Raw genomic sequence first — 24,971 nt, forward strand, 5'->3', positions numbered from 1 at the left:
TCGCACGCGCCACTGACAACGCGTCCCGAGTGCCGGGCGCCGAAGCCCAGAGGGTGCCGGTCACGGCTCCTCGCGCCAGCCGTCCCACTCGCCCGCGAACGCGTCCAACTCCGCCGGATCGAGCCGTCCGTCCTCGTCCCGCAGCACAAGGAGCCACTGCGCGTCCTCGGCGTCGTCCTCACCGGCCAGCGCGTCCCGCACCAGCCGCGGCTCCTCGTCGAGCGCGAACCGCTCCCCCAGCACCTCCGCCGCCTCCTGAGCCGCGTCACGGTCGGGCAGTACCAGCACATGTCTCACATCACTCACGGGATCATTTTCCGGCATCCGGTACCCGCGCGTGTCTACGCCGGCTCGCGCACCGTCGGCACCGCCCCCAGCTCGATCCCGAACCGCTCCCGGTACACCGCCAACACCTCGTCGTCCGTGGCCAGTTCGCGTACCTCCCGGGTCCCGTCCGCCCCCGTCACGGTCAGACCGCGTCCGCTGAGCGTGATCCGCCCGCCGTCGTCCGTGAGGCGCGAGCAGACCAGTGACCGGGTGAAGTGCGACACGGGCGAGGTGCTGTGCCACCAGGCTCCGGCCACGAAGTCACCGAGCACGCGAGGCCGTGTCTCCAGGCGGTACTCGGGCTGTCCGTTCCGGACCACATCCAGGTCGGCCGCGTCCGGTCCCGATGCGACGACCCTGAACGTGCCGCCGGGATCCTCCTGTTCACCCCGCTCCTCGTAGGCCAGGGGATAGTGACTGTGCGTCCCGAACCCCACATCGGCCAGCCACACAGCTCCGTCCACCGTCCGCACCCGCAGCGCGAGATGGTCGTACGGAATCCCCAGCCGCCCGCCGTCCCCGTAGACCCGCGCCGCGAGCAGCTCGACGTCGAAGCCGAGCACGGCGAGCAACGCGCCGAACAATCCGTTCAGTTCGTAGCAGAACCCGCCCCTGCGGGCGCCGACCACCTTGTCCAGCAGCCGGTTCTCCTCCAGCGCGATCTCCTCGCCCAGATGAACCGACAGATTCTCGAAGGGCACGGTCTGCAGATGCCGCCGATGCAACTCGCGCAGGGCGTCGACGGTGGGCGCCGCCGGGCGCTTGGCTCCCAGCCGGCGGAGGTAGGCGTCAGTCTGTGCGGGGTTCATGGTCTCAGTCAGTGTTCGAGAGGGCTTCTCAAGGTAGTGGATGTGGTCCTTCGGGGATACGGGCGGCGGCCGCGGCGACGGTTGCCAGGTCTTCGCCCGAGAATCCGACGCGGCTCAGCACCGCCAGGGACTTGTTCGTCGCCAGCGTGCACAACGCCAGCTCTGCCGCCTCCTGCTCACCGGCCCCCGCCGCCCGCAACGCCTGCTCCAGCATCGTCCGCAGAACGTCGATCAGGGCGCGGACCATCGCCTGGCCCTCCGCGTCGAGGGCCGGGAACTGCGTTGCCGACACCGTGAGCAGGCAGCCGTCCGGGACTGTCGGGTCGGCGATGCGGTTCAGGGTGACCTTCAGGTAGGCGGCCACAACGGCGCCCGGGCTCGGGTGGGGGCCGGACAGCGCCTTGGCGTACAGCGGGTGGTAGGTCTGCGCGTACCGTTCGAGGCTTTTCCGGAAGAGGGCGCTCTTGTCGCCGAACGTTCCGTAGAGCGAGCCCCGGCCCAGGCCCGTGCCCTCGGTCAGGCGGTCGATCGAGGCCTCCGAATAGCCCCAGCGCCAGAAGACATGCATCGCACGTCGGAGCGCCTCGTCCACGTCGAATTGCTTGCGGCCTGCCATGGTCGTCAGTCTACAGGTCTTGTAACGATCGTTCAAAGATGCGTAGGATCACCGGCATGACAAGCCTGAGTTCGCTGCGGCTGCCCGACGGGTTCACCGATGTCTTCACCAGCCGGCTCGTGGAGCTGAACGGCCTGCGACTGCACGCGGTCACCGGCGGGGACGGCCCGCCGCTGCTGCTGGTCGGGGGATGGCCACAGACCTGGTACGCCTGGCGGGAGGTGATGCCCGCGCTCGCCCGCGAGCACACCGTCGTCGCCGTCGACTCGCGCGGAGCCGGGCTCTCCGACAAGCCCGACGACGGTTACGACACCGGCACCCTGGCCGCCGATCTGGTCGCGCTGATGGCCTCGCTCGGCCACGACCGGTTCGACGTGGTCGGCCACGACATCGGCACATGGACCGGATACGCCCTCGCCGCCGATCACCCCGAGCGGGTGGGCCGGCTCGCCATCGTCGAGGCCATGATCCCCGGTCTCACACCGTCCCCGCCGGTCTTCAGCCCGGCCGCGGTCAACCAGAAACTCTGGCAGTTCGGCTTCAACCGGCTCACCGAGCTCAACGAGGAACTGGTCCGAGGACGGGAGCGGATCTTCTTCGGCTGGCAGTTCGCCACCAAGGCCGCCACCCCGACCTCGATCCCCGCGTACGCCGTCGATGTCTACGTCGACGCGATCACCGCGGATCCTCGCGCGCTGCGGGCGAGCTTCGCGTACTACCGGGCGCTGGACGAGACGATCGCGCAGAACGAGCGGCGCGCCAAGACCCGGCTGACGCTGCCGGTGCTCGCCGTCGGCGGCGCGCTGTGGAGCGGCGCGAACGCCGCCCAGACGATGCGGCTGGCGGCCGACGACGTCACCGAGGTGGTCCTCGACGACTGCGGCCACTACCCGGCAGAGGAGCAGCCGACGCGGTTCACCGAGATCCTGGGGGAGTTCCTCGACGGCAAACCGGTGTCGGGGGTGCCGCACGTCTGACGCGTGCGTGGCGGAGTTTCGCCGGGTCCGTCTTCCTCCCCCCTCCCCCTCCCCCTCCCCGCCCCACCCCGCTCTCCCTTGCCCCCGCCCTCAGTCCCGTGTCACCCGAAGTCCGGCGCCCGCTCCTCCCACCGCCAGCGCACCGTCCACGTCCGTCCGCAGGACCACCGCTCCCATCGACCGCAGCGCCGCGACCGTGCTCGGGGCGGGGTGGCCGTAGACGTTGTTCTCACCGCAGGAGATCAGGGCCAGCCTCGGGGCCACCCGCCGTATCAGCTCCGGGTCCTGGTAAGCGGACCCATGATGGGCGACCTTGAGTACGTCCACGCCTCCCAGCAACGCGGCCGCCGGTGACCTCAACAGCTCCTGCTGGGCCGGGGGTTCGAGGTCCCCGAGCAGCAGCAGGCGCAGTCCGGCCGTCCGTACCAGCAGGGCGACACTGGCGTCGTTCGGCCCGTCCGGGTCCGGTGCCGGGCGCGGCGGGGGCCACAGCACCTGCCAGGCGAGCGGACCGGTGCGTCGCTGTTCCCCCGCTACGGCCCGGGTGATCGGGATGTTCCGTTCCGCTGCCGCTCTCCGTACGAACTCGGCCTGGTCCGCGGGCTCTTCGAAGGAGGTCGTCTCGATGGCGCCCACCGAGCGGCCCCGCAGCACCCCGGGCAGGCCCGCCACGTGGTCGGCGTGGAAGTGGGTCAGGACGACGAGCGGGATCCTGGTGATACCGAGCGTGCGCAGACACTGGTCGACCAGCTTCGGATCGGGTCCGGCGTCCACGACGACGCCGGCGCCCTTGCCCGCCGCGAGCACCGTCGCGTCCCCCTGCCCGACATCGCACATCGCGAACCGCCAACCCGGCGGCGGCCAGCCCGTGATCACCCGGGTCAGTGGCGCCGGCTCCACCACGACCAGCAGCAGAAGCAGCCCGCAGACACCGCACAGCCAGGGATGCCCCAGCAAGCGTCGGCCGACCAGCACGAGGGCCGCGACGGCCACGGCGAGCAGCAGCGCCCCGGTCCAACTGCCCGGCCAGTCCACTCCCCCGCCCGGCAGCGCCGCCCCGGTGCGAGCGACATCCCCGATCCACCCGGTGGGCCAACTCGCGCCCCAGGCAAGGACCTTGGCCACCGGCATCATCAGCGGTGCCGTCGCCAGTGCCGCGAAACCCAGCACCGTGGCCGGTGCGACAGCGACCTCCGCGAGCAGGTTGCACGGCACCGCCACCAGGCTGACCCGTGCCGACAGCACGGCCACGACCGGCGCGCACAACGCCTGCGCGGCGGCAGCGGCGGCCAGCGCCTCGGCCAGCCGAGGCGGAACCCGGTGCCTCCGCAGCACCTCGCTCCAGCGCGGCGCGAGCGTGAGCAGGGCGCCGGTGGCCAGCACGGAGAGCAGGAAGCCGTAACTCCGGGCCAGCCACGGGTCGTAGAGGACCAGGAGCAGCACGGCCGTCGCCAGTGCCGGGATCAGTGATCTGCGGCGTCCGGTCGCCAGGGCGAGCAGCGCGACGGCACCGCAGGCGGCGGCCCGCAGAACGCTCGGGTCGGGGCGGCACACCACGACGAACCCGAGTGTGAGCACCCCGCCGAGCAGGGCGGTCGCCCGGAGGGAGATCCCCAGGCGGGGTGCCAGACCTCGGCGTTCGATGTGCTGCGCGAGGCCGGGTGGTCCGATGAGGAGGGCGAGCAGGATGGTCAGGTTGCTTCCGGAGACGGCGAGTGTGTGGGCGAGGTCCGTTTCCTTGAAGGCCTCGTCCAGCTCGGGTGTGATGCGCGCGGTGTCCCCGACGACCAGCCCGGGCAGCAGGGCCCGAGCGTCGGCCGGCAAACCGTCGGTGGCCTCGCGCAGTCCGGCCCGCAGCCGCCCCGCGAATCTCTGTGCTCCGGTCGGCTCTCCCACCACCTCCGGCACCGGCTGGTTCCGCACCCGCAGCACGGCCGCGACCCGGTCCCCGCTGGTGAGCGAGGGCGCCAACCGCGCGGTCACCCTCACCCGCGTGGAAGGAAGCAGCCCGAGCCAGGGCGAACGCTCCGGCCCACCATGGAAACCCCGCACGCCGTACGCCGCGCCCTTGCTGCGCGAGCCCGGGTCGACGATCAGCAGCACCGGCGCCCGCGTGTCCACGACCGTCCCGTCCGTCTCCTCCACCCGTCGCACCTCGGCCTCGACCAGCACGGAGACCGGAGCCGCGTGATCCCCACTGATCCGGGGCCGGGTCAGCCGGGGATCGGAACCGACCTCCACCTCCGCGGTCACGGCCGCGTACTCCCGCGCCAACTCCGGCACCGGTCCTCGGCGCAGATCGGCCCCGTGCAGCCCGGCTGAGGCGGCGGCCGCGGCGATGGAGAGGAGCAGGGCGGAGATCGAGGCACGGGGCCAGGCGGCCTGCCGCCATGACGACGTGAGGCGGAGCCTTTGCGGCGAGAGGGCCGGACCTGCGTCCGGTGAGCGGGCTGAGCGTGCATCCGGTGAGCGGGCTGCGCATGCGTCCGGCTCAGATGGGCTACGACTGTCGTCGCCCGCGCTGCACCGGCGCCGTCGCCGCGTCACCAGAAGCAGTACGAGCGCCACCGCCAGCGCGGCGACGGCGACCCCGGTGACCCAGGCCGGCGACGCCTCCAGCGCCAGCGCCGCCGTCGCCCAGGCCGCGAGCGCGGGCGGTACGAGTCGTAGATCCGTCGGCCCTTCCTGTTGGGGGTGTGCGGCGCCCCGCCGATTGCCGGAGGCGGCGTGCACGTCTCGGCGAGGAGTCACCGACCCGGGCGGACCGCCACCTTGGACGAGGGTCATGGCTGCACCAGGTCCCGCAGATCGGAGAAGCGTCGGTCGCCGATCCCATTGACCTGGCGCAGCTCGTCCACCGAGCGGAAACCGCCGTGCTGGGTGCGGTAGTCGATGATGTGCTGGGCCAGCACGGGTCCCACGCCGGGCAGGGTGTTGAGCTGGTCCGCAGTAGCGGTGTTGAGGGAGATCGGTGCCGTCGGTGCCGCTCCCGCGGCGGAACCCACCGTGTTCGCACCGCCTGTGCCGGGCACCGCCGCAGGGGCGGCACCGCCGACGACGATCTGCTCCCCGTCCACGAGGAACCGGGCACGATTGAGCCCCTCGGTGTTCGTGCCCGGGCGCACTCCACCGGCCGCCCGCAGCGCGTCGGTCACCCGCGAACCGGCCGGAAGCCGATGAACCCCGGGTGCCCGGACCTTGCCACTGACGTCCACGACGATCTGGGCGCCGGCCGCACTCGAAACACCCGGCGCTCCGGCCGATGAGGCACGCGGGCGGCCCTCTTCGCCCGTGGTCCTGTCTCCGTAGGGAGCCACCGCCCGGACCACCTCAGGAGCGCGCACGGGCTGGGTCCGGCCCGCCCAGAAGTGCTGTAGGGCGAAGACGGCGGCCACGACCAGCAGCACGCCTAGCGCGACCGCGCTCCGCCGCTCCAGCCCGCACCGCGTCTGCACCCACACCGGCATCCGCTCCCGCAGCGCCACCCCGAGCCGCTCCCGCCAGGCCCCCGCCACCCGATCGCCCCGGACACCGGAATCCTCGGCATATCCGGTATGCGAGAAGACATCAGGCTCTGGTGCGGCATCCCTCGGTGATCCCACCGGAGCCGCCCACTCGCCCTCCTCCGGAACACTTCGCGGACGAACATCCACAGGTGCCGGAAACCGAAGTCCCGCGGCCCTGGCCACAGGCCGAACAGGGCGTCCCACGGCTTCAGCCACCGGCGAGGAAAGGCCCTTGGCGGCCCCGCCCTCGCCCTCCCCCACCGCCCGTTCCTCCCCTGGCGGCCCATTCCCCAACTCCCCCCGCTCCCCGCCACGTTCAGCGAAGAGCACCTCCGCGCGTCGCCGGAGTTCCTCCGCCGAAGCCTGCCGATGTGCCCGCCGCCGTGTCGGTTGGCGGCGATGCCGGGTTCGGCCGTCGGAGGACGGGGCGCGGCCCGGGCCGCTGGTCGCGGTCGCTGTGTGTGAGCGTGATCGAAGTGCCATGCGCCGAGGATCGGACATCCTGCGACTTCGCGATGATCTTGGTCAATTCCCGGGGACGACCGCCCAGCTGTGGATAACTCCGTCACCCACACGAATCATCGGCCCCCGAAAATCTCCCCCTCGAAGAATCGAAGTGCCGTGCGCCGAGGAACCGTTCACCCGGCGGAGCCACCCCTCACCGCGCCGAAACCACAGCCCCCAACAAACCAGGCCCGGTATGCGCCCCGATCACCGCCCCGACCTCGCTCACATGCAGCTCGGCCAGCCCGGGCACCCGTACCCGCAACCGGTCCGCGAGGGCCGACGCCCGCTCGGGTGCGGAGAGATGGTGGACGGCGATGTCGACCTGGGCACTGCCCGCACGGTCGGCCGCGAGTTCCTCCAGGCGGGCGATCGCCTTCGACGCCGTCCGCACCTTCTCCAGGGGTTCGATGCGCCCGCCCTCCAACTGGAGCAGGGGTTTCACGGCGAGCGCGGAGCCCAGCAGGGCCTGGGCCGCGCCGATACGGCCGCCCCGGCGCAGATAGTCGAGGGTGTCGACGTAGAAGTAGGCGGCGGTGCCCGCGGCGCGCTTCTCCGCCGCTGTGACGACCTCGTCCACGGTGCCGCCCGCTTCCGCCGTCTCGGCCGCGGCGAGTGCGCAGAAACCGAGGGCCATCGCGATCATCCCGGTGTCCACGACCCGCACCGGCACAGGTGCCTCACGCGCTGCGACGACCGCCGCGTCGTAGGTGCCGGAGAGTTCGGCGGAGAGGTGGAGGGAGACGATTCCGCTGGCGCCGGACTCGGCGACCTTGCGATAGGTCTCCGCGAAGAGCTGCGGGCTGGGGCGCGAGGTGGTGACCGGGCGCCGCTTCTGCAGGGCCTGGGCCAGGGAGCGGGTCGAGATCTCGGTGCCCTCTTCGAGCGCCCGATCGCCCAGGACCACGGTCAGTGGGACCGCTGTGATGCCGTGGCGCTCCATCGTCAGCGGCGGCAGGTAGGCCGTTGAATCGGTGACGATCGCGACATGGCGGGACATGAGCTGGAGGTTACCTGCCGTAGCGGCCGGGCGGCAGCCCGACCCCTCTCACCTGGGCCGGATCCGGCGGGATCACCCCATGCCGTCGGACCGAGCCGTGCCGCCCGATCAAGTCGTGCTCTCGGGACGGGGTTTCTTCTGCCAGGGGTAGGTCGGGCGTCGTCCCGGCGGTGCGATGGCGGACGGAGCCGGTTCCTCGGTGGCGGGGCGGGAGCGCGGGGTCTCCGGCCAGGTCTGCTGGGCCGTCGCGCTGTCGGCGGGCGGGGCGTCGGGCCACGGAGGCGGTGTGTGCTCCGACTTCGTCCAGTGCCGCAGGGCGCCGGCCTCCACGTCTATCTGGGCGCTCAGCGCGTCCAGGTCGTCCTCCGCGAAACGGCCGGCACGGTCGCGGGCGGCCCAGCGCAGCGAGTCCGCCGATTTCGTGATGCGCTCGGTGCGCTCGCGCAGGGCGGGCAGCCGCTCGGCGAGGGTGCCGCGGTCCGGCTCCGACTCCAGGCGCCTGAGCTCGCCGTCGAGCTCGCGGCCGTGTGCGCTGAGCCGCTCGAAGAGGCCCAGGGACTCCTTGAGCGACTCGTCCTGGGTCACGCCCGCGTGCAGCGCGTCCTGGGTCGCGCGCATCGATGTGCGCAGCGCGAGCCGCAGTTGGGCCACCTGTCCCTGTGGTCCCGGTTGGGCGAAGGACTTGGCGCGCAGGGTGTGGTCCTCGACGGTGCGTCGGGCCTGCGCGACGGTGCGGTCGACGCCGCGCTTGGCCGCACCGATCGCCTTCACCGCGGCATAGCCGCCAAGGACCACGAACAGCAGGAAGAGAAGGGCGAAGACTGCGATCACGGCTTCCAACGCTCCTCCACCGGCTCCGGGCGGCACACACCGCGCCGCTCTTCAACGGTAAACGCAAAGGGCAGGCCCGGAGTTCCAAAAGAACCCCGAACCTGCCCGTAGGGGACTACCCCCACACCTCCGTACGACTCCGACGACGGCACCTACGCCGGAACGATGTTCACCAGCTTCGGCGCCCGCACGATGACCTTGCGGATGCCCGCGCCCTCCAGCGCGGCGACGACCTTCTCGTCGGCCAGCGCGGCCTTCTCCAGGTCGGCGTCCGAGATCGTCGGGGAGACCTCCAGGCGTGCCTTGACCTTGCCCTTGATCTGCACGACGCAGGTCACGCTCTCGTCCACGACGTACGCCGGGTCGGCGACCGGGAAGTCCTGGTGGACCACCGAGTCGGTGCGGCCCAGCTTGCGCCACAGCTCCTCGGCGATGTGCGGGGCCAGCGGCGCGATCAGCAGCACCAGCGACTCGGCGACGGAGCGCGGCACCGCGCCGCCCGCCTTGGTCAGCTGGTTGTTCAGCTCGGTGATCTTGGCGATGGCCGTGTTGAAGCGCAGTCCCTGCAGGTCCTGGCGCACCCCGTCGATGGCCTTGTGCAGGGCACGCAGCGTGTCCACGTCGATGTCGGCGTCCGGGACGTCCACGACGGTGACCTCGCCGGTCGTCTCGTCGACGACGTTGCGCCACAGCCGCTGCAGCAGCCGGTACTGGCCCACCACCGCGCGCGTGTCCCACGGCCGGGACACGTCCAGCGGGCCCATGGCCATCTCGTACAGGCGCAGCGTGTCGGCGCCGTACTCGTCGCAGATCTCGTCCGGAGTGACCGCGTTCTTCAGGGACTTGCCCATCTTGCCCAGCAGCCGGGAGACCTTCTCGCCCTGATAGAAGTAGGCGCCGTCGCGCTCCTCCACCTCGGCGGCCGGCACCGGGAAGCCCCGGCTGTCCCGGTAGACGTAGGCCTGGATCATGCCCTGGTTGAACAGCTTGTGGAACGGTTCGGCCGACGAGATGTGCCCCAGGTCGAAGAGCACCTTGGACCAGAACCGCGCGTACAGCAGGTGCAGTACGGCGTGCTCGGCGCCGCCGACGTACAGGTCGACTCCGCCGTGCGGCATGTCCGCGCGGGGACCCATCCAGTACTGCTCGATGGACGGGTCGACCAGCTTCCGGTCGTTGTGCGGGTCCAGGTAGCGCAGTTCGTACCAGCAGGAACCGGCCCAGTTCGGCATGGTGTTGGTCTCGCGGCGGTACTTCTGGGGGCCGCGGCCGTCGCCCAGGTCCAGGGTGACGGCGACCCAGTCCTCGTTGCGGGACAGGGGCGTCTCCGGGGACGTGTTCGCGTCGTCCGGGTCGAAGGTGCGCGGAGAGTAGTCCTCGACCTCCGGCAGCTCCAGGGGCAGCATCGACTCGGGCAGGGAGTGGGCGACGCCGTCCTCGTCGTAGACGATCGGGAAGGGCTCGCCCCAGTACCGCTGGCGGCTGAACAGCCAGTCGCGCAGGCGGAAGTTGACGGTGCCCTCGCCGATGCCCTTGCGGGCCAGCCACTCCGTGATGCGGGCCTTGGCCTCGGGGACGGGCAGGCCGTCCAGGGAGATGTCGTCGTTCGAGGAGTTGATGATCTTCGCGTCGTACGACGCGAAGGCGTCCTCCCAGGTGGACGTGTCGGTGCCGCGGCCGTCGGTCGGCTCGACGATGCAGTGGATCGGCAGCTCGAAGGCGCGCGCGAAGTCGAAGTCGCGCTGGTCGCCCGCCGGGACGGCCATGATCGCGCCGGTGCCGTAGCCCATCAGTACGTAGTCGGCGATGAAGACGGGGATCCGCTCGCCGTTGGCCGGGTTGGTCGCGAACGCGCCGGTGAAGACACCGGTCTTGTCCTTGGCCTCGGCCTGCCGCTCCACGTCGGACTTGGTGCCGGCCTGCGCGCGGTACGCGGCGACGGCCTCCGTGGGCGTGGCGTGACCGCCGGTCCACACGTCGTGGGTGCCCTCGGGCCAGGCGTTCGGCGTGAACTTGTCGACCAGCGGGTGCTCGGGCGCCAGCACCATGTAGGTCGCGCCGAACAGGGTGTCGGGGCGGGTGGTGAAGACGGTGATGTGCTCGCCGTCGACGGGGAAGTCGACGCGGGCGCCCTCGGAGCGGCCGATCCAGTTGCGCTGCTGCAGCTTGATGGCCTCGGGCCAGTCCAGCTCCTCCAGGTCCGCCAGCAGCCGGTCGGCGTAGGCGGTGATGCGCATATTCCACTGGCGCAGCTTGGCCTTGAAGACGGGGAAGTTGCCGCGCTCTGAGCGGCCGTCGGCGGTGACCTCCTCGTTGGCCAGGACGGTGCCCAGGCCGGGGCACCAGTTGACGGGTGCGTCGGAGGCGTAGGCCAGGCGGAACTCGCTCAGGACGTCGGCGCGCTCGGTGGCGCTCAGCTCCGGCCACGCGCGCGCGTGCCCCGGTACGGCTCGCTCACCGGTCTCGAACTGGGCGATCAGCTCGGCGATCGGGCGGGCCTTGTCGGCCTCGTCGTCGTACCAGGAGTTGAAGATCTGCAGGAAGATCCACTGGGTCCACTTGTAGTACTCAGGGTCGATCGTGGCGAACGACCGGCGCTTGTCGTGGCCCAGGCCCAGTGCGCGCAGTTGGGACTTCATGTTGTCGATGGCGGCGACGGTGGTGATCCGGGGGTGCTCGCCCGTCTGCACGGCGTGCTGCTCGGCGGGCAGGCCGAAGGCGTCGAAGCCCAGGGTGTGCAGCACGTTGTGGCCGGTCATCCGCTGGAACCGGGCGAACACATCGGTGGCGATGTAACCCAGGGGGTGGCCGACGTGCAGGCCCGCACCCGAGGGGTATGGGAACATGTCCATGATGAACTTCTTGGGCCGGGCGGCCAGTTCGGGGTCGCCGGCCAGGTCGCCGCTCGGGTTCGGCGCCTCGTAGGTACCCTCGGCTTCCCAGAAGTCCTGCCAGCGTGCCTCGATGTCCGCGGCCATGGCGGCGGTGTAGCGGTGCGGCGCGACCGCCTCGGAGGCGGCAGCGGGGTTCGTCTCGCTCATGATCCTCAAAGCTCCATCGATCGTCTCTGCCAGCGGTTCATGCTGCGACATCCAACAAATGAAAAATCCCCTCGCACAGGAGGGGACGCCGCGCCGATTCCGACCTCACCGATCACCGGTGGTCGGGACTCATCAGCGCGGCTCGCTAAGCAGAAGGCGTACAGCACGCATGGCATGAGGGTACCGCAGCGCTTGAGCACAACGCGACGCGCTTCCGTATGGCTTCTAGATGCCCCCGCGCATCACGCCCAGGACCGCACCGAGACCACACAGTCGCCAAGGGTTACTTCGCGTAACGCCCCCTAAGGGACATCACTACAACCGCATAGTCACTTGATAACAACGCAATAACTCAAACCTCGTACCCACCGGTATGGAGCCACTTAGAGTTCGGCAGCGGGACCGCTTTCCCGATACTGCTCGGAGTTGCCCCCATGAACCCTCGTCGTAGTACCAGTTCGCTCCCCAAGCCGGGCCGTTCGGCCTATGGCGTGATGAGCGTCGTCGTCCTGCTCTTCATACCCGTGTTCGTGCTGCTCGGAGGCAGCCGTGTGCAGGACTTCCTCAACTTCGGTGCGGGCGTTCTCTCGCTCGTCTCCCTCACCTGCTCGGTGATCTGGGGGCTCGTCGCCCAGGACCGGGTCGTCCTCAACATCCGCCAGCGGATTGTGGCCCAGGGCATCCACCGGGTGACCGCCGTCGGCTCGATCGCCTTCCTCGTGATCCACATCACAGTGAAGCTGGCGCTCGACCACACCGTCCTGATCGCCGCGCTGATCCCCTTCAGCCTCGGCGTGAAGGGCAGCGCCGGGCTCATCGGCCTCGGCTCCCTGGCCGGCCTGCTCATGATCTTCGTGGGCATCACCGGCGCCCTGCGCAACCAGTTCGCCTCCCCCGCGCCGGTCGCCGCCCGCTGGCGCGCGATGCACATGCTGGCCTACCCGGCCTGGTGCGCGGCGCTCGTCCACGGCCTGTTCGCGGGCCGCGCGGCGAAGCCGTTCTTCATGATCTCGTACGAGCTGTGCCTGGTCGGGGTCGCCGCCGCCCTCGCCCTGCGCTCGGCACCCCGCCCCTTCAAGCGGCGGTTCGCCGACAGGATCGCCATGCTCCTGGGCAACGAGGAGCGGCCTGGTCTCGACGAACTCGACGCGAGCCGGGGCCGTGTGGCCGAGTCCGCGCTGCCGGGCTACGAGAGCCGACGGCCGGCCGAGGGCCGACGCGCCGCGCAGCAGCCCTCGTTCACCGAGACCGGCTCCGTCCCGCGCGTGGACCCCTCCATGTACGAGACGAGGTCCATGACCCCGGAGCCGTCGAACGGTTTCGCGGCCGCCTACCGCACCGCCGCGCCCGACTCCACCGGTCAGATGCCGTTCGTCACCGACCAGACCTCGCGCATGAACGTACCGATGGACATGCAGAACACTCAGGCGGCCCCGCGCGTGGACAGTGGCGGCAGCACCTCGGGCAGTTGGCCGATCCCGTCGCCGCCGCCGGTCGGCGAGGCGCCCCCGTCGGCCTACGACCCGCTCCAGGACACCGGATACAACATCCCGACGTACAACAACAATTCGGGCGCGGGCGGGTACGGCGAGGGATATGTGTACGACACCGGTGAGTCGAATGGTGCCTCCGGTACGTACAACCGCAATGACACGTACAACAGCGGTCCCGCCACTGATCAGACGCCTGGTGCTTCGTACGACTTCGACGCGCCGGGCAACTCGGGCGAACCTTGGAACACGCCTTCCGGAGGCTATAGGTGAACGAGGCCCTGCCCGACGTCCCGGAAGTCCGCGTCGTCGGACTTCCTCAGCTCACGTCGGGTTTCGACCTTGTCGAGAGACTTGACCTGCCCATGCACCTGAAGGTGCATGGGCCGCTCGAACCGATGGGCGGGGAGCAGCTCGCGAAGCTCTCCGAGGCCATCAACCTGAAGGGCCGCGGCGGCGCGGGCTTCCCCTTCCACAAGAAGCTGCGGTCGGTCGCCGAGGCGGCGATCAAACGCGGCGTACGACCCGTTGTCGTCGTCAACGGCAGCGAGGACGAACCGGCCTGCCGCAAGGACACGGTGCTCATCAACCGTGCCCCGCACCTCATCCTGGACGGCGCGCTGCTGGTCGCCGAAGCCCTGGGTGCCCGCACGCTCGTGGTGGGGGTCACCAGGGAGTCGACCCAGCGCTCCATGGAGGCCGCGCTCTCCGAACGCGGCCTGAGCAACAGCCGCCGCTCGGCGCTGAAGGCGTTCGTCCAGCGCAACCCGGTCCGCATGGTCACGGGTGCCGCCGCGTCACTGATCCGCTCGATCGACGGCGGCCCGGCGATCCCGCCCGGCCGCAAGGTCAGCGCCTCCCAGACCGGCGTAGGCGGCGCCCCGACCCTGCTGTCGAACGCCGAGACCTTCGCCCAACTCGCCATCGCCGCCCGCATCGGCCCGGAGCGCTACGGCAACACCGGCCTCTACGACGAGCCCGGCACCGTCATGCTCACGGTCTCCGGGGCGGTCGCGCGCCCCATGGTGATCGAGGTCCCCACCGGTGTACCGCTGCGCTACGTCCTGCAGTTGGCCGGCGCCCCGCCGGTCCCCCAGGGCGTGCTGACGGGCGGATACCACGGCAAGTGGATCGACGCGGCGACGGTCAACGAGGCGATCGTCTCCCGCAACTCCCTGGACGCGGTGGGCGGTGCGCTCGGCGCCGGCGCGATCATGCCGATCACCCAGGAGACCTGCCCCCTGGGCGAGTCGCTGCGCGTGGCCCAATGGCTGGCCGACGAGAGCGCGGGACAGTGCGGTCCCTGCTACCTCGGTCTGCCCGCCGCCGCACGCGGCATGGAGGACATCCTCAACGGCGGCGGCCCGGCCGCCCTGGAGGCGCTCAAGCAGGTCGCCAAGGCCGTGAAGCGGCGCGGCGCGTGCTCGCACCCGGACGGCTCCGCGATGTTCCTGGAGTCGACCATCAAGGCGTTCACGGACGACCTCGCCGCCCACGTCCTCGGAAACGGCTGCGGAAGGCCCGTGGAGGGCGTTCTGCCGCTCTTCGAGGGCGGCCAGCTCCCGGCGGGCATCACGAGCGGCGCGGAGGCCGAGGAGAGCGGTCCCAGCCGTCAGAAGATCTACGTCGACTGGACGCTGTGCCGGGGCCACGGTCTGTGCGCGGACATCCTCCCGGAGGTCTTCGAACTCGGCGCGGACGGATTCCCCACCGTCGCGCAGGCCCAGGTGCCGCGCTACGCGGAGGCGAAGGCGCTCCGCGCGGTGCGCCGCTGCCCGGCGCTCGCCCTCCGCCTGGAGGAGGAGACCGCCCGGGACAAGGGCCCGTCCCGCAACCTGCCGGTCCTCTCCCAGGGCCGCGGCCGGCGCGCCCTGGGCCGCTGAGGCAAGCAGACGAACGGTGGGCCGCTCTCCACAAAGAGGGCGGCCCACCACGCCATGTGCGGCGCCAACTCCCCCCGGATACACCGAAGGCGGGTCATCCTCTCGGATGACCCGCCTTCGACTTCTGTGGAGCTAAGGAGAATTGAACTCCTGACCTCCTGCATGCCATGCAGGCGCTCTACCAACTGAGCTATAGCCCCTTGCGGCCACGCGGCGGAGCCGCATATCGTCCGCGCCCCCGGGTCTCCCTGGCGGCGACGCCAACAGTACCGGTGGACCCGGTGCACCACCAAATCGTTTCCGTCCGCCGGGACCTCCTCGCGGGTCCCGGCCGGAGTCAAGCGGTGACGAACGAATAGAACCGCTTCAAAGTGCAGTGCTCTTCGAGGAGCCGACCGTAGATCGGCTCCCCCTCGAGTTCGCGGTACGTCTCGATCGGGTCGCCTTTTATGATCAGCGCCCGCGCGCACTCCTCGCACCAGTACTGGTAGTCGGGATTCACCGGTTCCATGTCACGGACGATCGGCGTCCCACTGCCGCACCAGTCGCACTTTCGCCTGTGTGCACCCATCGATCAGCTCCAGCTGTGGCCGCAGGCCGTGCACACGTAGGAAACTCCGCCGTTGTCACCGAGGACTTGGGCCACGTGGGCGGAACCGCAGGAAGGGCAGCTCAGGCGGGTGATCGTATCCCGTATCAACGCCGCATCGAAGAGGTGGTCGACCTCCTCGATGATGCTCGCAGGCATCGCTACTCCCTCCCGTCGGGCCGCGCCCCCTTCCGGCCGTTTGATTCTGCCACGGCCGGACCAATACGGTCAGCGACGCCTCAGTACCAGTCCGGACACGGCACCCACCGCGGCCGTCCCCGCCAGCGCGAACATGCACGCCAAAAGCGCCTCCGCAGAGGTATACGCCCCCGGGGCCCCAAGTGACTCAAGCCGGTTCAAGAACAGTGTGCCGAAAACCGCGACTCCGATGAGCTGACCCAACTGCGCGACCGTGGAGAGCAGACCGCTGGCGTCCGCCGCGTCCTCGGGCCGCACGGTGGCGAGGGCCCGGGTCAGCGTCGGACTGAAGGCGAGCGCGAGCCCGGCCCCCACACCGACGTACGCCACGTACAGTACGGCCCCGCCGCGATCGCCGCCTTCGAACGCCAGCCCGACTCCCGCGACGGCCACCGTCGTGATCACGAAACCGAGCGGGGTCAGCACCCGCTGCCAGGCCGCGGGCCACCTGCGCCAGGTCAGGCCGACCACCCCGAAGGCGACCGCGGTCGGTGCGAAGGTGAGGCCGGCCCGCAGGGCGCTGAAACCGAGGCCGCCCTGCACGTGCAGGGTCAGCGCGAACAGGAAGCCGCCGTTGACGGCCATCGCCGCCAGGATCCGGAAGACGGCGAGACCCATGCCGGGGTGACGCAGCACCCGGGGCGCGATCAGCGGGGCGCCGCCGCGCCGCGCGAGCCGGGACTCGTAGACCCAGAAGGACGCGAAGAGCACCGCCGCCGCGATCAGCGACAGCCACGACCACAGCGGCCAGTCCTCCTCCTGCCCCAGCACCAGCGGGACCGTGAGCAGCGACACGGCCGAGCCGAGCAGCAGCAGCCCCGGCAGGTCGAAGGGCCGCGCCCGCTCCGGCTCCGCCCGGCCCTCCCGCGGCAGTACGCGCCTGCCGACGAGCAGAAGTACGACGCCCACGGGCACGTTGACCAGGAACACCGGCCGCCAGCCGGTGCCGAACAGATCGGCGCTGACCAGCACGCCGCCGACGATCTGCCCGGCCGCCGCGCCTACGGCGATGACCGCCGAGTACATGCCCAGCGCCCGCGCCCGGGCCTCTCCGGTGAAGTTGCGTTGGATCAGGCTGAGCACCTGCGGAAGCATCAGCGCCGAGCCGGAACCCTGGATCAGCCGGAACACGATCAGCCCGGTCGAGCTCTGGGCCAGTCCGCAGGCGAGCGAGGCGGCGGTGAAGAGGGCGAGCCCCACGAGATGGACCCGGGCGTGGCCGAGCCGGTCGCCGAGCCGTGCGCCGGTGATCAGCAGCACCGAGTACGTGATGGTGTAGCCGGCGATCACGAGCTGCAAGTCGGCGCCGGACGCGTCGAGTTCGGCGCCGATGGTGGGGGCGGCGACGTTCACGATGAACACGTCGAGCAGCGCCATGAACATGGCCGAGAGCAGGACGGCGAGCAGCGGCCCACGGCGATTGTCAGTGCCAGGGTCTTTACTGGTGGCAGGACTTGGAACGGGGGCGGAAGCCGGTCCCGTCCGGGGTGTTGTCGTCATGCCGTCGAGCGTGGGGCCGCTTCGGTAAGGGTGCCGAGTGCCCGCCGATGCTGGTACTGGCAGCACCTGGCACGGGCCAAGTCGGGCGTCGAGTATGGGGGATGTGACGATGGGGACGACACAGCGCCGCCGACCTGAGCTGGCCGCGTTTCTACGCAGCAGGCGCGCCAGGGTGACACCGCACGACGTCGGCATGCCGCCGGGCTTCAGGCGGCGTACGCCGGGCCTGCGCCGCGAGGAGGTCGCGCAGCTCTCCGGCGTGGGCGTCACCTGGTACACCTGGCTCGAACAGGGCCGCCCGATCAACGCGTCCGCGCAGGTCCTGGACGCGGTGGCGCGCACGCTGCGGCTGGACGCCCCGGAGCGGGAGCATCTGTACCACCTGGCCGAGGTGCCGTACGCGCATCCGCCGGAAGTGATCGCGCAGAGCGTGGGGCCGGAGATACAAGGCATCCTCGACGCCCTCGACCCGCGCCCGGCGGTGGTCTACAACTCGCGGTACGACATCCTCGCCGCCAACTCCGTCTACCGGACGATGTTCTGGCCGGAGCCGCTGCCGACGGATCAAGTGCCGAACGTGATGTGGAGGTTGTTCGCGGTGCCGGAGGAGGAGTGTCCGCTGCTGTTCCGGGAGACGGAACTGCCGGTGATGGTGGCGATGCTGCGCTCGGCCTACGGACTGCATACCGGCGAGCCCGCCTGGGAGGAGTTCATACGGGGGCTGTCGGCGGCGAGTCCGCTCTTCGCGCGGCTGTGGGAGAGCGGGGACGTGGCGGAGCCGGGGCGGCGGGTGAAGACGTTCCGGCACGCGGAGGTGGGCGAGATGCGGATGACGTCGGTGTCGTTGTCGGTCAACGGCATGCCGGAGTGCCGGATCGTGGTCTACACCCCGGCCGACGAGGAGACTCGGCGGCGCGCGGAAACGCTGACAGCAACGGTGACCGCAACAGAAAAATCCCGCCCCTGAGCGGGACGGGATCTTTGACAACTGGAGAGTGTCGATCTATCGATCTGTGGAGCTAAGGAGAATTGAACTCCTGACCTCCTGCATGCCATGCAGGCGCTCTACCAACTGAGCTATAGCCCCTTGTGTTCTTCCCGCTCGGCGGGCGAACAAGAAGAACTTTAGCCTGCGACCTGCCGGAAAGTGAAATCCGGGGTCGGGGCCCATCGGCGCAGCTCAGTCGTCGTCGCCGAGCACCGGTTCGGGGAGCGTGCCGGCGTTGTGTTCCAGCAGACGCCAGCCGCGGGCGCCCTCGCCGAGCACGGACCAGCAGCAGTTGGAGAGACCGCCGAGGCTCTCCCAGTGCGGGGACTCCAGACCGAGGAGCCGGCCGATGGTGGTGCGGATCGTGCCGCCGTGGCTGACCACCACGAGGGTGCCGTCCTCGGGCAGCTTCTCGGCGTGCCGCAGCACGACGGGGGCGGCCCGGTCGGCGACCTCTGTCTCCAGTTCGCCGCCGCCGCGGCGCACCGGCTCGCCGCGCTTCCACGCGGCGTACTCCTCGCCGTGGCGGGCGATGATCTGCTCGTGCGTCAGGCCCTGCCAGACGCCCGCGTAGGTCTCCCGCAGGCCCTCGTCGTGCGTGACGTCGAGGTCGGTGAGGGCGGCCAGTTCGGCGGCCGTGTTCGCCGCCCGCTTCAGGTCGGAGGCGACGATCGCGTCGGGCCCGAGCGAGGCCAGCAGCCGGGCGGCCCGGCGGGCCTGGCCGATGCCGGTCTCGGTCAACTCGACGTCCGTGGTGCCCTGGAAGCGGCGCTCCACGTTCCACGCGGTCTGGCCGTGGCGCCACAGGATGACGCGGCGGCCCCGGCCCGCCTTCCGGCCGTCCGCGCCGACGCTCACCGCACCTCCCCGAACTCGGAGGCGTCCTCCTCGGCCTGCAGCTTGGCGTGCTCGGCGGACTTGCCGCGGGTGGCCTTGGCGTCGGCGGGGAGGTCCAGCTCGGGGCAGTCCTTCCACAGCCGCTCCAGGGCGTAGAAGACCCGCTCCTCGCTGTGCTGGACGTGGACGACGATGTCGACGTAGTCGAGCAGGATCCAGCGGGCGTCGCGGTCGCCCTCGCGGCGGACCGGCTTGGCGCCGAGTTCTTTGCTGAGCCGCTCCTCGATCTCGTCGACGATCGACTTGACCTGACGGTCGTTGGGAGCGGAGGCCAGCAGGAAGGCATCCGTGATCGACAGCACGTCGCTGACGTCGTAGGCGATGATGTCGTGCGCGAGCTTGTCGGCGGCCGCTTGGGCGGCGGCGGTGATGAGCTCGATGGAGCGGTCAGTGGCGGTCACTACGCGGCTTTCGGTCGGCGGTCAACAGACCTCAAGGGTCTCACGGACCGTGGACGGCACCCCACGTGAATGACGGATCACGCCCCGGACGGCGGCCCGAACTCCGGCTCGGGCCTCCGGGGCGTGCTCTCCGTCACAGCCGCCGCGCCTTCGTCACGAGGACGACGACGGCTTGTAGTCCTCGCCCAGGACCACTGAGACATCCGCGTTCGCGGACACTGTGCCCTTGGTCACGGTGCTGGTGGGCAGGCCCAGGGTCTTGGCGACCTCGGTGGCGTTCTCCTTGTCGGCCGCGTCGGAGTACGTGATCTTGGACGTGGCCGAGGTCGAGGACGTGGTGCCCGACTCCAGGAAGGTGAAGCCGCCGTTGAGGAGGACGACGCGGGCCTTCTCGGTGTCGTCCTTGACGCCGGTGGCGTTCTGGACGGCGACCCGGACCGCCGAGCCCTCGTCGGGGCTCTTCGCGCTGCCGCCGAGGACGTCCTTGACGACACTGGCGGAGGCCTGTGCGGTCATGGTGCCGTCGTTCTGGACGGGCAGCAGGGCCGTCTTGTAGTCGCCGCCCTTGGCGAGGTCGGCGAGCTTGGCGAGGAAGGTGCCGAGGTCCTTGTCGGTGAGCGACGGGTCGAGGATCTGGGCCAGCGTCTGCACGGTGGTGGTCGCCGCCGTCGGGTCGGAGGTCAACTGGCGCAGGACGCCCTGCATGACCTGGCCGAACCGCTCCAGTTGGGCGTTCTGGGCCTCGCCCGAGGCACGGTAGGTGGCGTAGGCGACGGCCATCTTGCCGCTGAGGGTCTGGTCCTTGCCCTTGTGGACGAGGGGCGCGGCACCCTTCTTCGTCGCGGTCGGGTCGGGCACCTCGGCGTTGGTGTCGATGTTGATGTTGCCGACGAGGTCGACCAGGTTCTGGAGGTAGGGGGTGTCCAGGCGCCAGGTGCCCTCGATGTTGGTGCCGAGGACTGTGTCGAGTTCGTCGCGCGTCCCGGAGGAGCCGTCGTCGTCGACCGACTTGGCCAGCGTCGTCGTGTTGCCGTCGTCGTCCGTGAGGGCGAGGGAGTTGGGCACCAGCACGGTGGTGCCCTGCTTGGTGGTGGTGTTGTCGACAAGCAGCGCGGTGGAGGTGCCGCCCGCCGAGGTGTTGTGCAGGTGGACGACGATCACGTCGCGGTTCTGGGCGCCCGCGGCCGTCGTGGTGCCCGTCTTCGAGCCGGACGAGGACACTCCGGGGAGCTTCCCGGCGTACCAGAGGTAGCCGGCGCCGCCGGCCACGACCAGCGCCATGACCACGACGAGGGCGACCAGGCGGCCGCGGGCCCGGCGCTTGGCCTCTTCGCGGCGCTCGGTGCGGTTCTCGGTGAAGTTCAGCCAGTCGATGACGTCCTCGGAGTCGTCGGTCGGCTCCTCCACGAAGGCGAACTGCCCGGTGTGGTAGTCCCGTTCACGCGCGTCCGGGGTGTCCGTGTCCTCGGCCGGCCCGGCCTGCTGCGGGATGTAGGCGGTCTGCTCGGCGACCCGGGGCTGCTGTCCACTGGTCGCGGCCTGCCCGTAGGGGTCGTAGGCCGTCGTGGTCCCGGTGTCGTAGGGGTCGTAGGGCGCGACAGGCTGCTGGGTGCCCGTGTCGTAGTCGGGCGTCCGCTGCTGGGTGCCGGTCGCGTACGGGTCGTAGCCGTAGCCCTGTTGCTGCTGCCCGTACGGGTCGTACGGCTGCTGCTGCGGGGGCTGTTGGGCCTGCTGGGCCGGGACCTGCCGGTAGACAGGCTGGTTGTACTCGTCGTAGCCGACGAGTTCGTACTGGTCGCCGTACCCGCCGTCGTATCGGTCGTTCACCGGTGCCCCTCTCGGCTCACTCGCCGCGGTACAGCTCGCGCTTGTCGATATAGCGCACGACTCCGTCGGGCACCAGGTACCAGACGGGATCGCCCTTGGCGACTCTCGCACGGCAGTCTGTTGAGGAGATGGCGAGCGCGGGAACCTCGACCAGCGAGACGCCGCCCTCCGGAAGACCCGGGTCGGTCAGGGTGTGGCCGGGCCGGGTGACCCCGATGAAGTGCGCGAGAGAGAACAGCTCCGCCGCGTCCCGCCAGGTCAGGATCTGGCCCAGGGCGTCGGCGCCGGTGATGAAGAAGAGGTCCGCGTCCGGGTTGAGCGCACGCAGGTCGCGCAGGGTGTCCGTGGTGTAGGTGGGGCCGCCGCGGTCGATGTCGATGCGGCTCACCGAGAACTGGGGGTTCTCGGCGGTCGCGATCACCGTCATCAGATAGCGGTCCTCGGCGAGCGCGACCTTGCGGTCGGTCTTCTGCCAGGGCTGCCCGGTCGGGACGAACACCACCTCGTCCAGGTGGAACTGCGCGGCGACCTCGCTGGCCGCCACGAGGTGTCCGTGGTGGATCGGGTCGAACGTCCCGCCCATGACGCCGAGCCGGCGCTTGCCGGGGTTCGACGGGCCGTTGTTGCGCGGGCCGTTGACCTTGTGGTGCACCGGACCGGTAGGCATGTCCTGCTCTCCCATGCGTGCAGACCCTACCGGCCCGATATGAAGGCCTCGTGAGCCACCGTGGACCCGGCCGGCCTAGCGGTCACGGTTGAAGCGGGTGGTGATCCACAGCAGGAGCATCAGGACGAGGAACGCGCCGCCACCGGTGATGATCGGCTGGAGACTCTCGTGGTTGCCACCGCCCTCGGCGGCAAGGGTGGCCAACTGGGCAGCAGTGCCGTGGATGCTCATCTTCAGCAGAACCTATCCGGTGTGGGCGGGATAAAGATGTCGGCCCATCGTAAGCGGGCGCCCCGACGGCGATCACGCCGACTCCGCCATTGGGAACCCGACCGGAACGCGACAGGGAACTCGACGGGCGTCTCAGTCGTCCTTCTGTTTGTACCCGCGCAGCAGGAACCACGCGGTCAGGATGCAGCCGAGGAACATCACGACCAGTACGACCTTGAGCAGGTCCCCCGACCCTTGCCGGGGGGCGGCGCTCGCGGCCTCTGCCAGCCAGGCGGCTGCGGAATGGGGCTCCATGCGTTGACTCCTTCGCTGTACTGCCCGTCAACGGTATCTCCGCCTAGGCTGGGCTCTGCTTCGGGGGCACTCAGGGCACTCACACGCACATGGGGGACCACATGTCCGAAGACGGCCACGAGCAGAACGGGCACGAGAACGTGCCGAGCAGGCAGCGCAGGCGCTTCCCGGGGATCTCCTCGCGTGCGTACGAGCACCCGGCCGACCGCTCCGCCCTGGTGGCGCTGCGCAAGCTGAGCGGGTTCGACACCGTGTTCAAGGCGCTCAGCGGGCTGCTGCCCGAGCGCAGTCTGCGGCTGCTGTTCCTGTCCGACTCGGTACGCGTGTCGGACCAGCAGTTCGCGCACCTCAACGACATGCTGCGGGACGCCTGTTACATCCTGGACCTGGAGAAGGTCCCGCCGATGTACGTCACCCAGGACCCGCAGCCCAACGCGATGTGCATCGGCCTGGACGAGCCGATCATCGTCGTCACCACCGGCCTGGTCGAGCTGCTCGACGAGGAGGAGATGCGGGCGGTCGTCGGCCACGAGGTGGGCCACGCCCTCTCCGGCCACTCGGTGTACCGCACGATCCTGCTGTTCCTGACCAGCCTGGCCCTGAAGGTCGCCTGGATCCCGCTGGGCAATCTCGCGATCCTGGCGATCGTGACGGCGCTGCGCGAGTGGTTCCGCAAGTCGGAGCTGTCCGCCGACCGCGCGGGTCTGCTGGTCGGCCAGGACCTGAAGGCCTCGATGCGCGGCCTGATGAAGATCGCGGGCGGCAACCACCTGCACGAGATGAATGTGGACGCGTTCCTCCAGCAGGCCGAGGAGTTCGAGTCGGGCGGCGACCTGCGCGACTCGGTGCTGAAGATCCTCAATGTGCTGCCCCGCTCCCACCCGTTCACCACCGTGCGGGCGGCCGAGCTCAAGAAGTGGGCGGAGTCCCGCGACTACCAGCGGATCATGGACGGCCACTACCCGCGGCGCAGCGAGGACAAGGACACCTCGGTCTCGGACTCGTTCCGCGAGTCGGCGGCGAGCTACGCCGGCAATGTGAAGAGCTCCAAGGACCCGCTGATGAAGCTGGTCAGCGACCTCGCCGGCGGCGCGGGCGACCTGGGCGGCCGGGTGCGGCGCGGTTTCGGCGGCTTCGCGAGTTCGAGCCCGCAGGACGGACCGCCGTCGGAGTCGGCCAACGGCACGGAGCAGCCGCCCACGGACACACCGCCGCGCGACGGGGACTGACCCGCACCGCTCTCACCGATCCACGCCGACCTCACACCTTCGGCTGTGCGCCGGCCGCCAGTGATCCGCACAGGGCCGTGGCGCTGTCGGTCGCGAAGGGGTCCGTGCCGGCCGGGCCGCCTTCCTTGGCGGTCTGGCCGGCGAGCAGCGGGTGCAGATGGGTCACGGAGTCCTCGGCGCAGGACAGGGGCCCGGCCTGGAGGTAGGAGACGACGAGCTGGGCCTGGTGCATGCGCAGGTCGTCGCGGTCGAAGCGGAAGTGCAGCTCGCGGCGGACGGTGAACAGGGAGACCTGAGCCTTGTCGCCGGAGCCCGCCGTGCCGGTCGCCCGGAGCGCGTAGACGAAGGTTCCGTCGGCGGTGACCTCAAGGGTGGCCGAGTCGACCTCGGTGGCCTCCAGGGTGGCCTGGACGCGGATCTTGCGGTCGGCCAGTTGGACGCGTGACGGGTCGAAGCGAACCAGCCATCCGGTGGGCTCGTGCCGGCCGTCGGCGGTCGGGTGCTCGAAACTCTGGTCGAACTGGTCGAGTTGGTCCGGGTCGACGAGGACACGCGCGGGGCGGATCTGTCCGCCAGTGAGCACGGCCGGGTAGAGCGAGGACTCCACGATGTAGTCCTTGGCGGTGCTCAGCGCGGCCACGAGCTGGCTGTCCGAGAAGTGCGCGGTGCGCCGCGCGGCCGGCAGCGGTATGCCCTCTCCGCCGATGCCGAACTGCGCGGCCGGAGAGTGCGCGTAGAGGAACTCGGCGTCGGCCGCCCCCGGCACCCTGCCCTGCGGGGAGAGCGGGATCACGGTCATCCGCAGCGGCTCGGCGGGCTGCTGGGCCGTGGGGGTGGTGTAGGGGTGCCGTACGCCCATGTAGATCGCGGTGCCGAAGGCGACGGCGATCAGCAGGACGAGGATCAGTGCCTGGCGGGAGAGGCCGCGGCGCAGGGCCGGGCGGCGGCGGACGGCGGGCGCGTGGTCGGCCATGCGCTCCTGGGCGGAGAACTCCTGGAGCCGGGCAGCGCGGACGAACGACTCGTCGAATACGACGGATCGATACTCGTCCTCACCACCACCGGGAGCGCCCTCGGGTGTCCCCTCAGGTGGGTCTCCTGGACCGCCCATACTTTCAGAGTAGGTCTCCGGAGCCTCCGGTAAACGCCCTGGTACACGACAAGTT

Annotated in this window: 23 protein-coding genes and 2 tRNA genes; 5 read left to right on the forward strand and 20 right to left on the reverse strand. The window is 70.4% G+C overall.

Annotation, left to right across the window (positions count from 1 at the left end; all coding sequences use genetic code 11):
- Positions 1–60: 60 nt before the first annotated feature.
- The 3 genes from ABZT04_RS16705 to ABZT04_RS16715 are packed head-to-tail and all read right to left on the reverse strand — an operon-like array spanning position 61 to position 1,752.
- Positions 61–306 (reverse strand): hypothetical protein, encoded by a 246-nt coding sequence (locus ABZT04_RS16705; RefSeq protein WP_033285933.1) that lies wholly within the window; start codon positions 304–306, stop codon positions 61–63.
- A gap of 35 nt (positions 307–341) precedes the next feature.
- Positions 342–1,136, reverse strand: coding sequence for an arylamine N-acetyltransferase (locus ABZT04_RS16710; RefSeq protein WP_356057044.1), 795 nt, complete (start codon positions 1,134–1,136; stop codon positions 342–344).
- 28 nt (positions 1,137–1,164) lie between these two features.
- Positions 1,165–1,752: a TetR/AcrR family transcriptional regulator gene (locus ABZT04_RS16715; RefSeq protein WP_356057046.1), complete on the reverse strand. Its 588-nt coding sequence runs from the start codon at positions 1,750–1,752 to the stop codon at positions 1,165–1,167.
- Positions 1,753–1,808: 56 nt separating this feature from the next.
- Between ABZT04_RS16715 and ABZT04_RS16720 the strand changes: the two genes are divergently transcribed.
- Complete coding sequence (locus ABZT04_RS16720) at positions 1,809–2,729, forward strand: alpha/beta hydrolase (protein WP_356057048.1); 921 nt, start codon at positions 1,809–1,811, stop codon at positions 2,727–2,729.
- 90 nt (positions 2,730–2,819) lie between these two features.
- On the opposite strand, the gene ABZT04_RS16725 is transcribed toward ABZT04_RS16720, so the two are convergent.
- From ABZT04_RS16725 to leuS, 5 genes are all read right to left on the reverse strand, one after another.
- On the reverse strand, positions 2,820–5,516 hold the full coding sequence (locus ABZT04_RS16725) for a ComEC/Rec2 family competence protein (protein WP_356057050.1): 2,697 nt from the start codon (positions 5,514–5,516) through the stop codon (positions 2,820–2,822).
- Entirely contained in the window at positions 5,513–6,718 is a 1,206-nt protein-coding gene (locus ABZT04_RS16730; RefSeq protein ID WP_356057053.1) for a ComEA family DNA-binding protein, read from the reverse strand. Before ABZT04_RS16730 ends, ABZT04_RS16725 begins: the two co-directional genes overlap by 4 nt.
- Positions 6,719–6,893: 175 nt before the next feature.
- Positions 6,894–7,739: a DegV family protein gene (locus ABZT04_RS16735; protein WP_356057055.1), complete on the reverse strand. Its 846-nt coding sequence runs from the start codon at positions 7,737–7,739 to the stop codon at positions 6,894–6,896.
- A gap of 108 nt (positions 7,740–7,847) precedes the next feature.
- Positions 7,848–8,579 (reverse strand): hypothetical protein, encoded by a 732-nt coding sequence (locus ABZT04_RS16740; protein WP_356057057.1) that lies wholly within the window; start codon positions 8,577–8,579, stop codon positions 7,848–7,850.
- Positions 8,580–8,722: 143 nt separating this feature from the next.
- Positions 8,723–11,611, reverse strand: a complete 2,889-nt coding sequence (gene leuS / locus ABZT04_RS16745) for a leucine--tRNA ligase (RefSeq protein ID WP_356057060.1) — start codon at positions 11,609–11,611, stop codon at positions 8,723–8,725.
- 434 nt (positions 11,612–12,045) lie between these two features.
- Here leuS and ABZT04_RS16750 point away from each other — a divergent pair, with 434 nt between their 5' ends.
- Together ABZT04_RS16750 and ABZT04_RS16755 are read left to right on the forward strand one after the other, a co-directional pair.
- On the forward strand, positions 12,046–13,374 hold the full coding sequence (locus ABZT04_RS16750; RefSeq protein WP_356057063.1) for a cytochrome b/b6 domain-containing protein: 1,329 nt from the start codon (positions 12,046–12,048) through the stop codon (positions 13,372–13,374).
- Positions 13,371–14,984 carry an NADH-ubiquinone oxidoreductase-F iron-sulfur binding region domain-containing protein gene (locus ABZT04_RS16755; RefSeq protein ID WP_356057065.1) on the forward strand — a complete coding sequence of 538 codons (1,614 nt, stop codon included), beginning with the start codon at positions 13,371–13,373 and terminating at the stop codon, positions 14,982–14,984. Before ABZT04_RS16750 ends, ABZT04_RS16755 begins: the two co-directional genes overlap by 4 nt.
- A gap of 127 nt (positions 14,985–15,111) precedes the next feature.
- Here the strand turns inward: ABZT04_RS16755 and ABZT04_RS16760 are convergent.
- The 4 genes from ABZT04_RS16760 to ABZT04_RS16775 form a co-directional block, all read right to left on the reverse strand.
- A tRNA-Ala gene (locus ABZT04_RS16760) sits at positions 15,112–15,184 on the reverse strand.
- 137 nt (positions 15,185–15,321) lie between these two features.
- Positions 15,322–15,555: a hypothetical protein gene (locus ABZT04_RS16765; protein ID WP_003976229.1), complete on the reverse strand. Its 234-nt coding sequence runs from the start codon at positions 15,553–15,555 to the stop codon at positions 15,322–15,324.
- Between the two features lie 3 nt (positions 15,556–15,558).
- On the reverse strand, positions 15,559–15,732 hold the full coding sequence (locus ABZT04_RS16770; protein ID WP_019063265.1) for a hypothetical protein: 174 nt from the start codon (positions 15,730–15,732) through the stop codon (positions 15,559–15,561).
- A gap of 69 nt (positions 15,733–15,801) precedes the next feature.
- The gene (locus tag ABZT04_RS16775; RefSeq protein ID WP_356057068.1) at positions 15,802–17,154 is read right to left on the reverse strand and encodes an MFS transporter; all 1,353 of its coding nucleotides are present in this window, start codon (positions 17,152–17,154) and stop codon (positions 15,802–15,804) included.
- Positions 17,155–17,380: 226 nt separating this feature from the next.
- Between ABZT04_RS16775 and ABZT04_RS16780 the strand changes: the two genes are divergently transcribed.
- Positions 17,381–18,238: a helix-turn-helix transcriptional regulator gene (locus tag ABZT04_RS16780; protein WP_356057070.1), complete on the forward strand. Its 858-nt coding sequence runs from the start codon at positions 17,381–17,383 to the stop codon at positions 18,236–18,238.
- 47 nt (positions 18,239–18,285) lie between these two features.
- Here ABZT04_RS16780 and ABZT04_RS16785 read toward each other — a convergent pair.
- The 7 genes from ABZT04_RS16785 to ABZT04_RS16815 all read right to left on the reverse strand — a co-directional run bounded on the left by ABZT04_RS16785 (position 18,286) and on the right by ABZT04_RS16815 (position 22,576).
- Positions 18,286–18,358, reverse strand: a tRNA-Ala gene (locus ABZT04_RS16785).
- Between the two features lie 93 nt (positions 18,359–18,451).
- Positions 18,452–19,117 carry a histidine phosphatase family protein gene (locus ABZT04_RS16790; protein ID WP_356057072.1) on the reverse strand — a complete coding sequence of 222 codons (666 nt, stop codon included), beginning with the start codon at positions 19,115–19,117 and terminating at the stop codon, positions 18,452–18,454.
- Positions 19,114–19,557: a ribosome silencing factor gene (gene rsfS / locus ABZT04_RS16795; RefSeq protein ID WP_355921533.1), complete on the reverse strand. Its 444-nt coding sequence runs from the start codon at positions 19,555–19,557 to the stop codon at positions 19,114–19,116. Before rsfS ends, ABZT04_RS16790 begins: the two co-directional genes overlap by 4 nt.
- Before the next feature lie 153 nt (positions 19,558–19,710).
- Positions 19,711–21,384 carry an LCP family protein gene (locus tag ABZT04_RS16800; RefSeq protein ID WP_356057074.1) on the reverse strand — a complete coding sequence of 558 codons (1,674 nt, stop codon included), beginning with the start codon at positions 21,382–21,384 and terminating at the stop codon, positions 19,711–19,713.
- Positions 21,385–21,400: 16 nt separating this feature from the next.
- Positions 21,401–22,066 carry a nicotinate-nucleotide adenylyltransferase gene (nadD, locus tag ABZT04_RS16805; protein WP_356057076.1) on the reverse strand — a complete coding sequence of 222 codons (666 nt, stop codon included), beginning with the start codon at positions 22,064–22,066 and terminating at the stop codon, positions 21,401–21,403.
- A gap of 60 nt (positions 22,067–22,126) precedes the next feature.
- Positions 22,127–22,282, reverse strand: a complete 156-nt coding sequence (locus ABZT04_RS16810) for a hypothetical protein (RefSeq protein WP_356057078.1) — start codon at positions 22,280–22,282, stop codon at positions 22,127–22,129.
- A 132-nt stretch (positions 22,283–22,414) separates the two neighbouring features.
- A complete protein-coding gene (locus tag ABZT04_RS16815) occupies positions 22,415–22,576 on the reverse strand; it encodes a hypothetical protein (RefSeq protein ID WP_356057080.1) in 162 nt (53 codons plus the stop codon).
- A gap of 101 nt (positions 22,577–22,677) precedes the next feature.
- On the opposite strand from ABZT04_RS16815, the gene ABZT04_RS16820 reads away from it, so the two are divergent.
- The gene (locus ABZT04_RS16820; protein WP_356057082.1) at positions 22,678–23,805 is read left to right on the forward strand and encodes a M48 family metallopeptidase; all 1,128 of its coding nucleotides are present in this window, start codon (positions 22,678–22,680) and stop codon (positions 23,803–23,805) included.
- A gap of 31 nt (positions 23,806–23,836) precedes the next feature.
- Here the strand turns inward: ABZT04_RS16820 and ABZT04_RS16825 are convergent, their stop codons facing one another.
- Positions 23,837–24,916, reverse strand: a complete 1,080-nt coding sequence (locus ABZT04_RS16825) for a hypothetical protein (RefSeq protein WP_356057084.1) — start codon at positions 24,914–24,916, stop codon at positions 23,837–23,839.
- Between the last annotated feature and the right edge of the window lie 55 nt (positions 24,917–24,971).

The organism is Streptomyces sp. NPDC005492 (assembly GCF_040605995.1).
Lineage (GTDB): Bacteria > Actinomycetota > Actinomycetes > Streptomycetales > Streptomycetaceae > Streptomyces.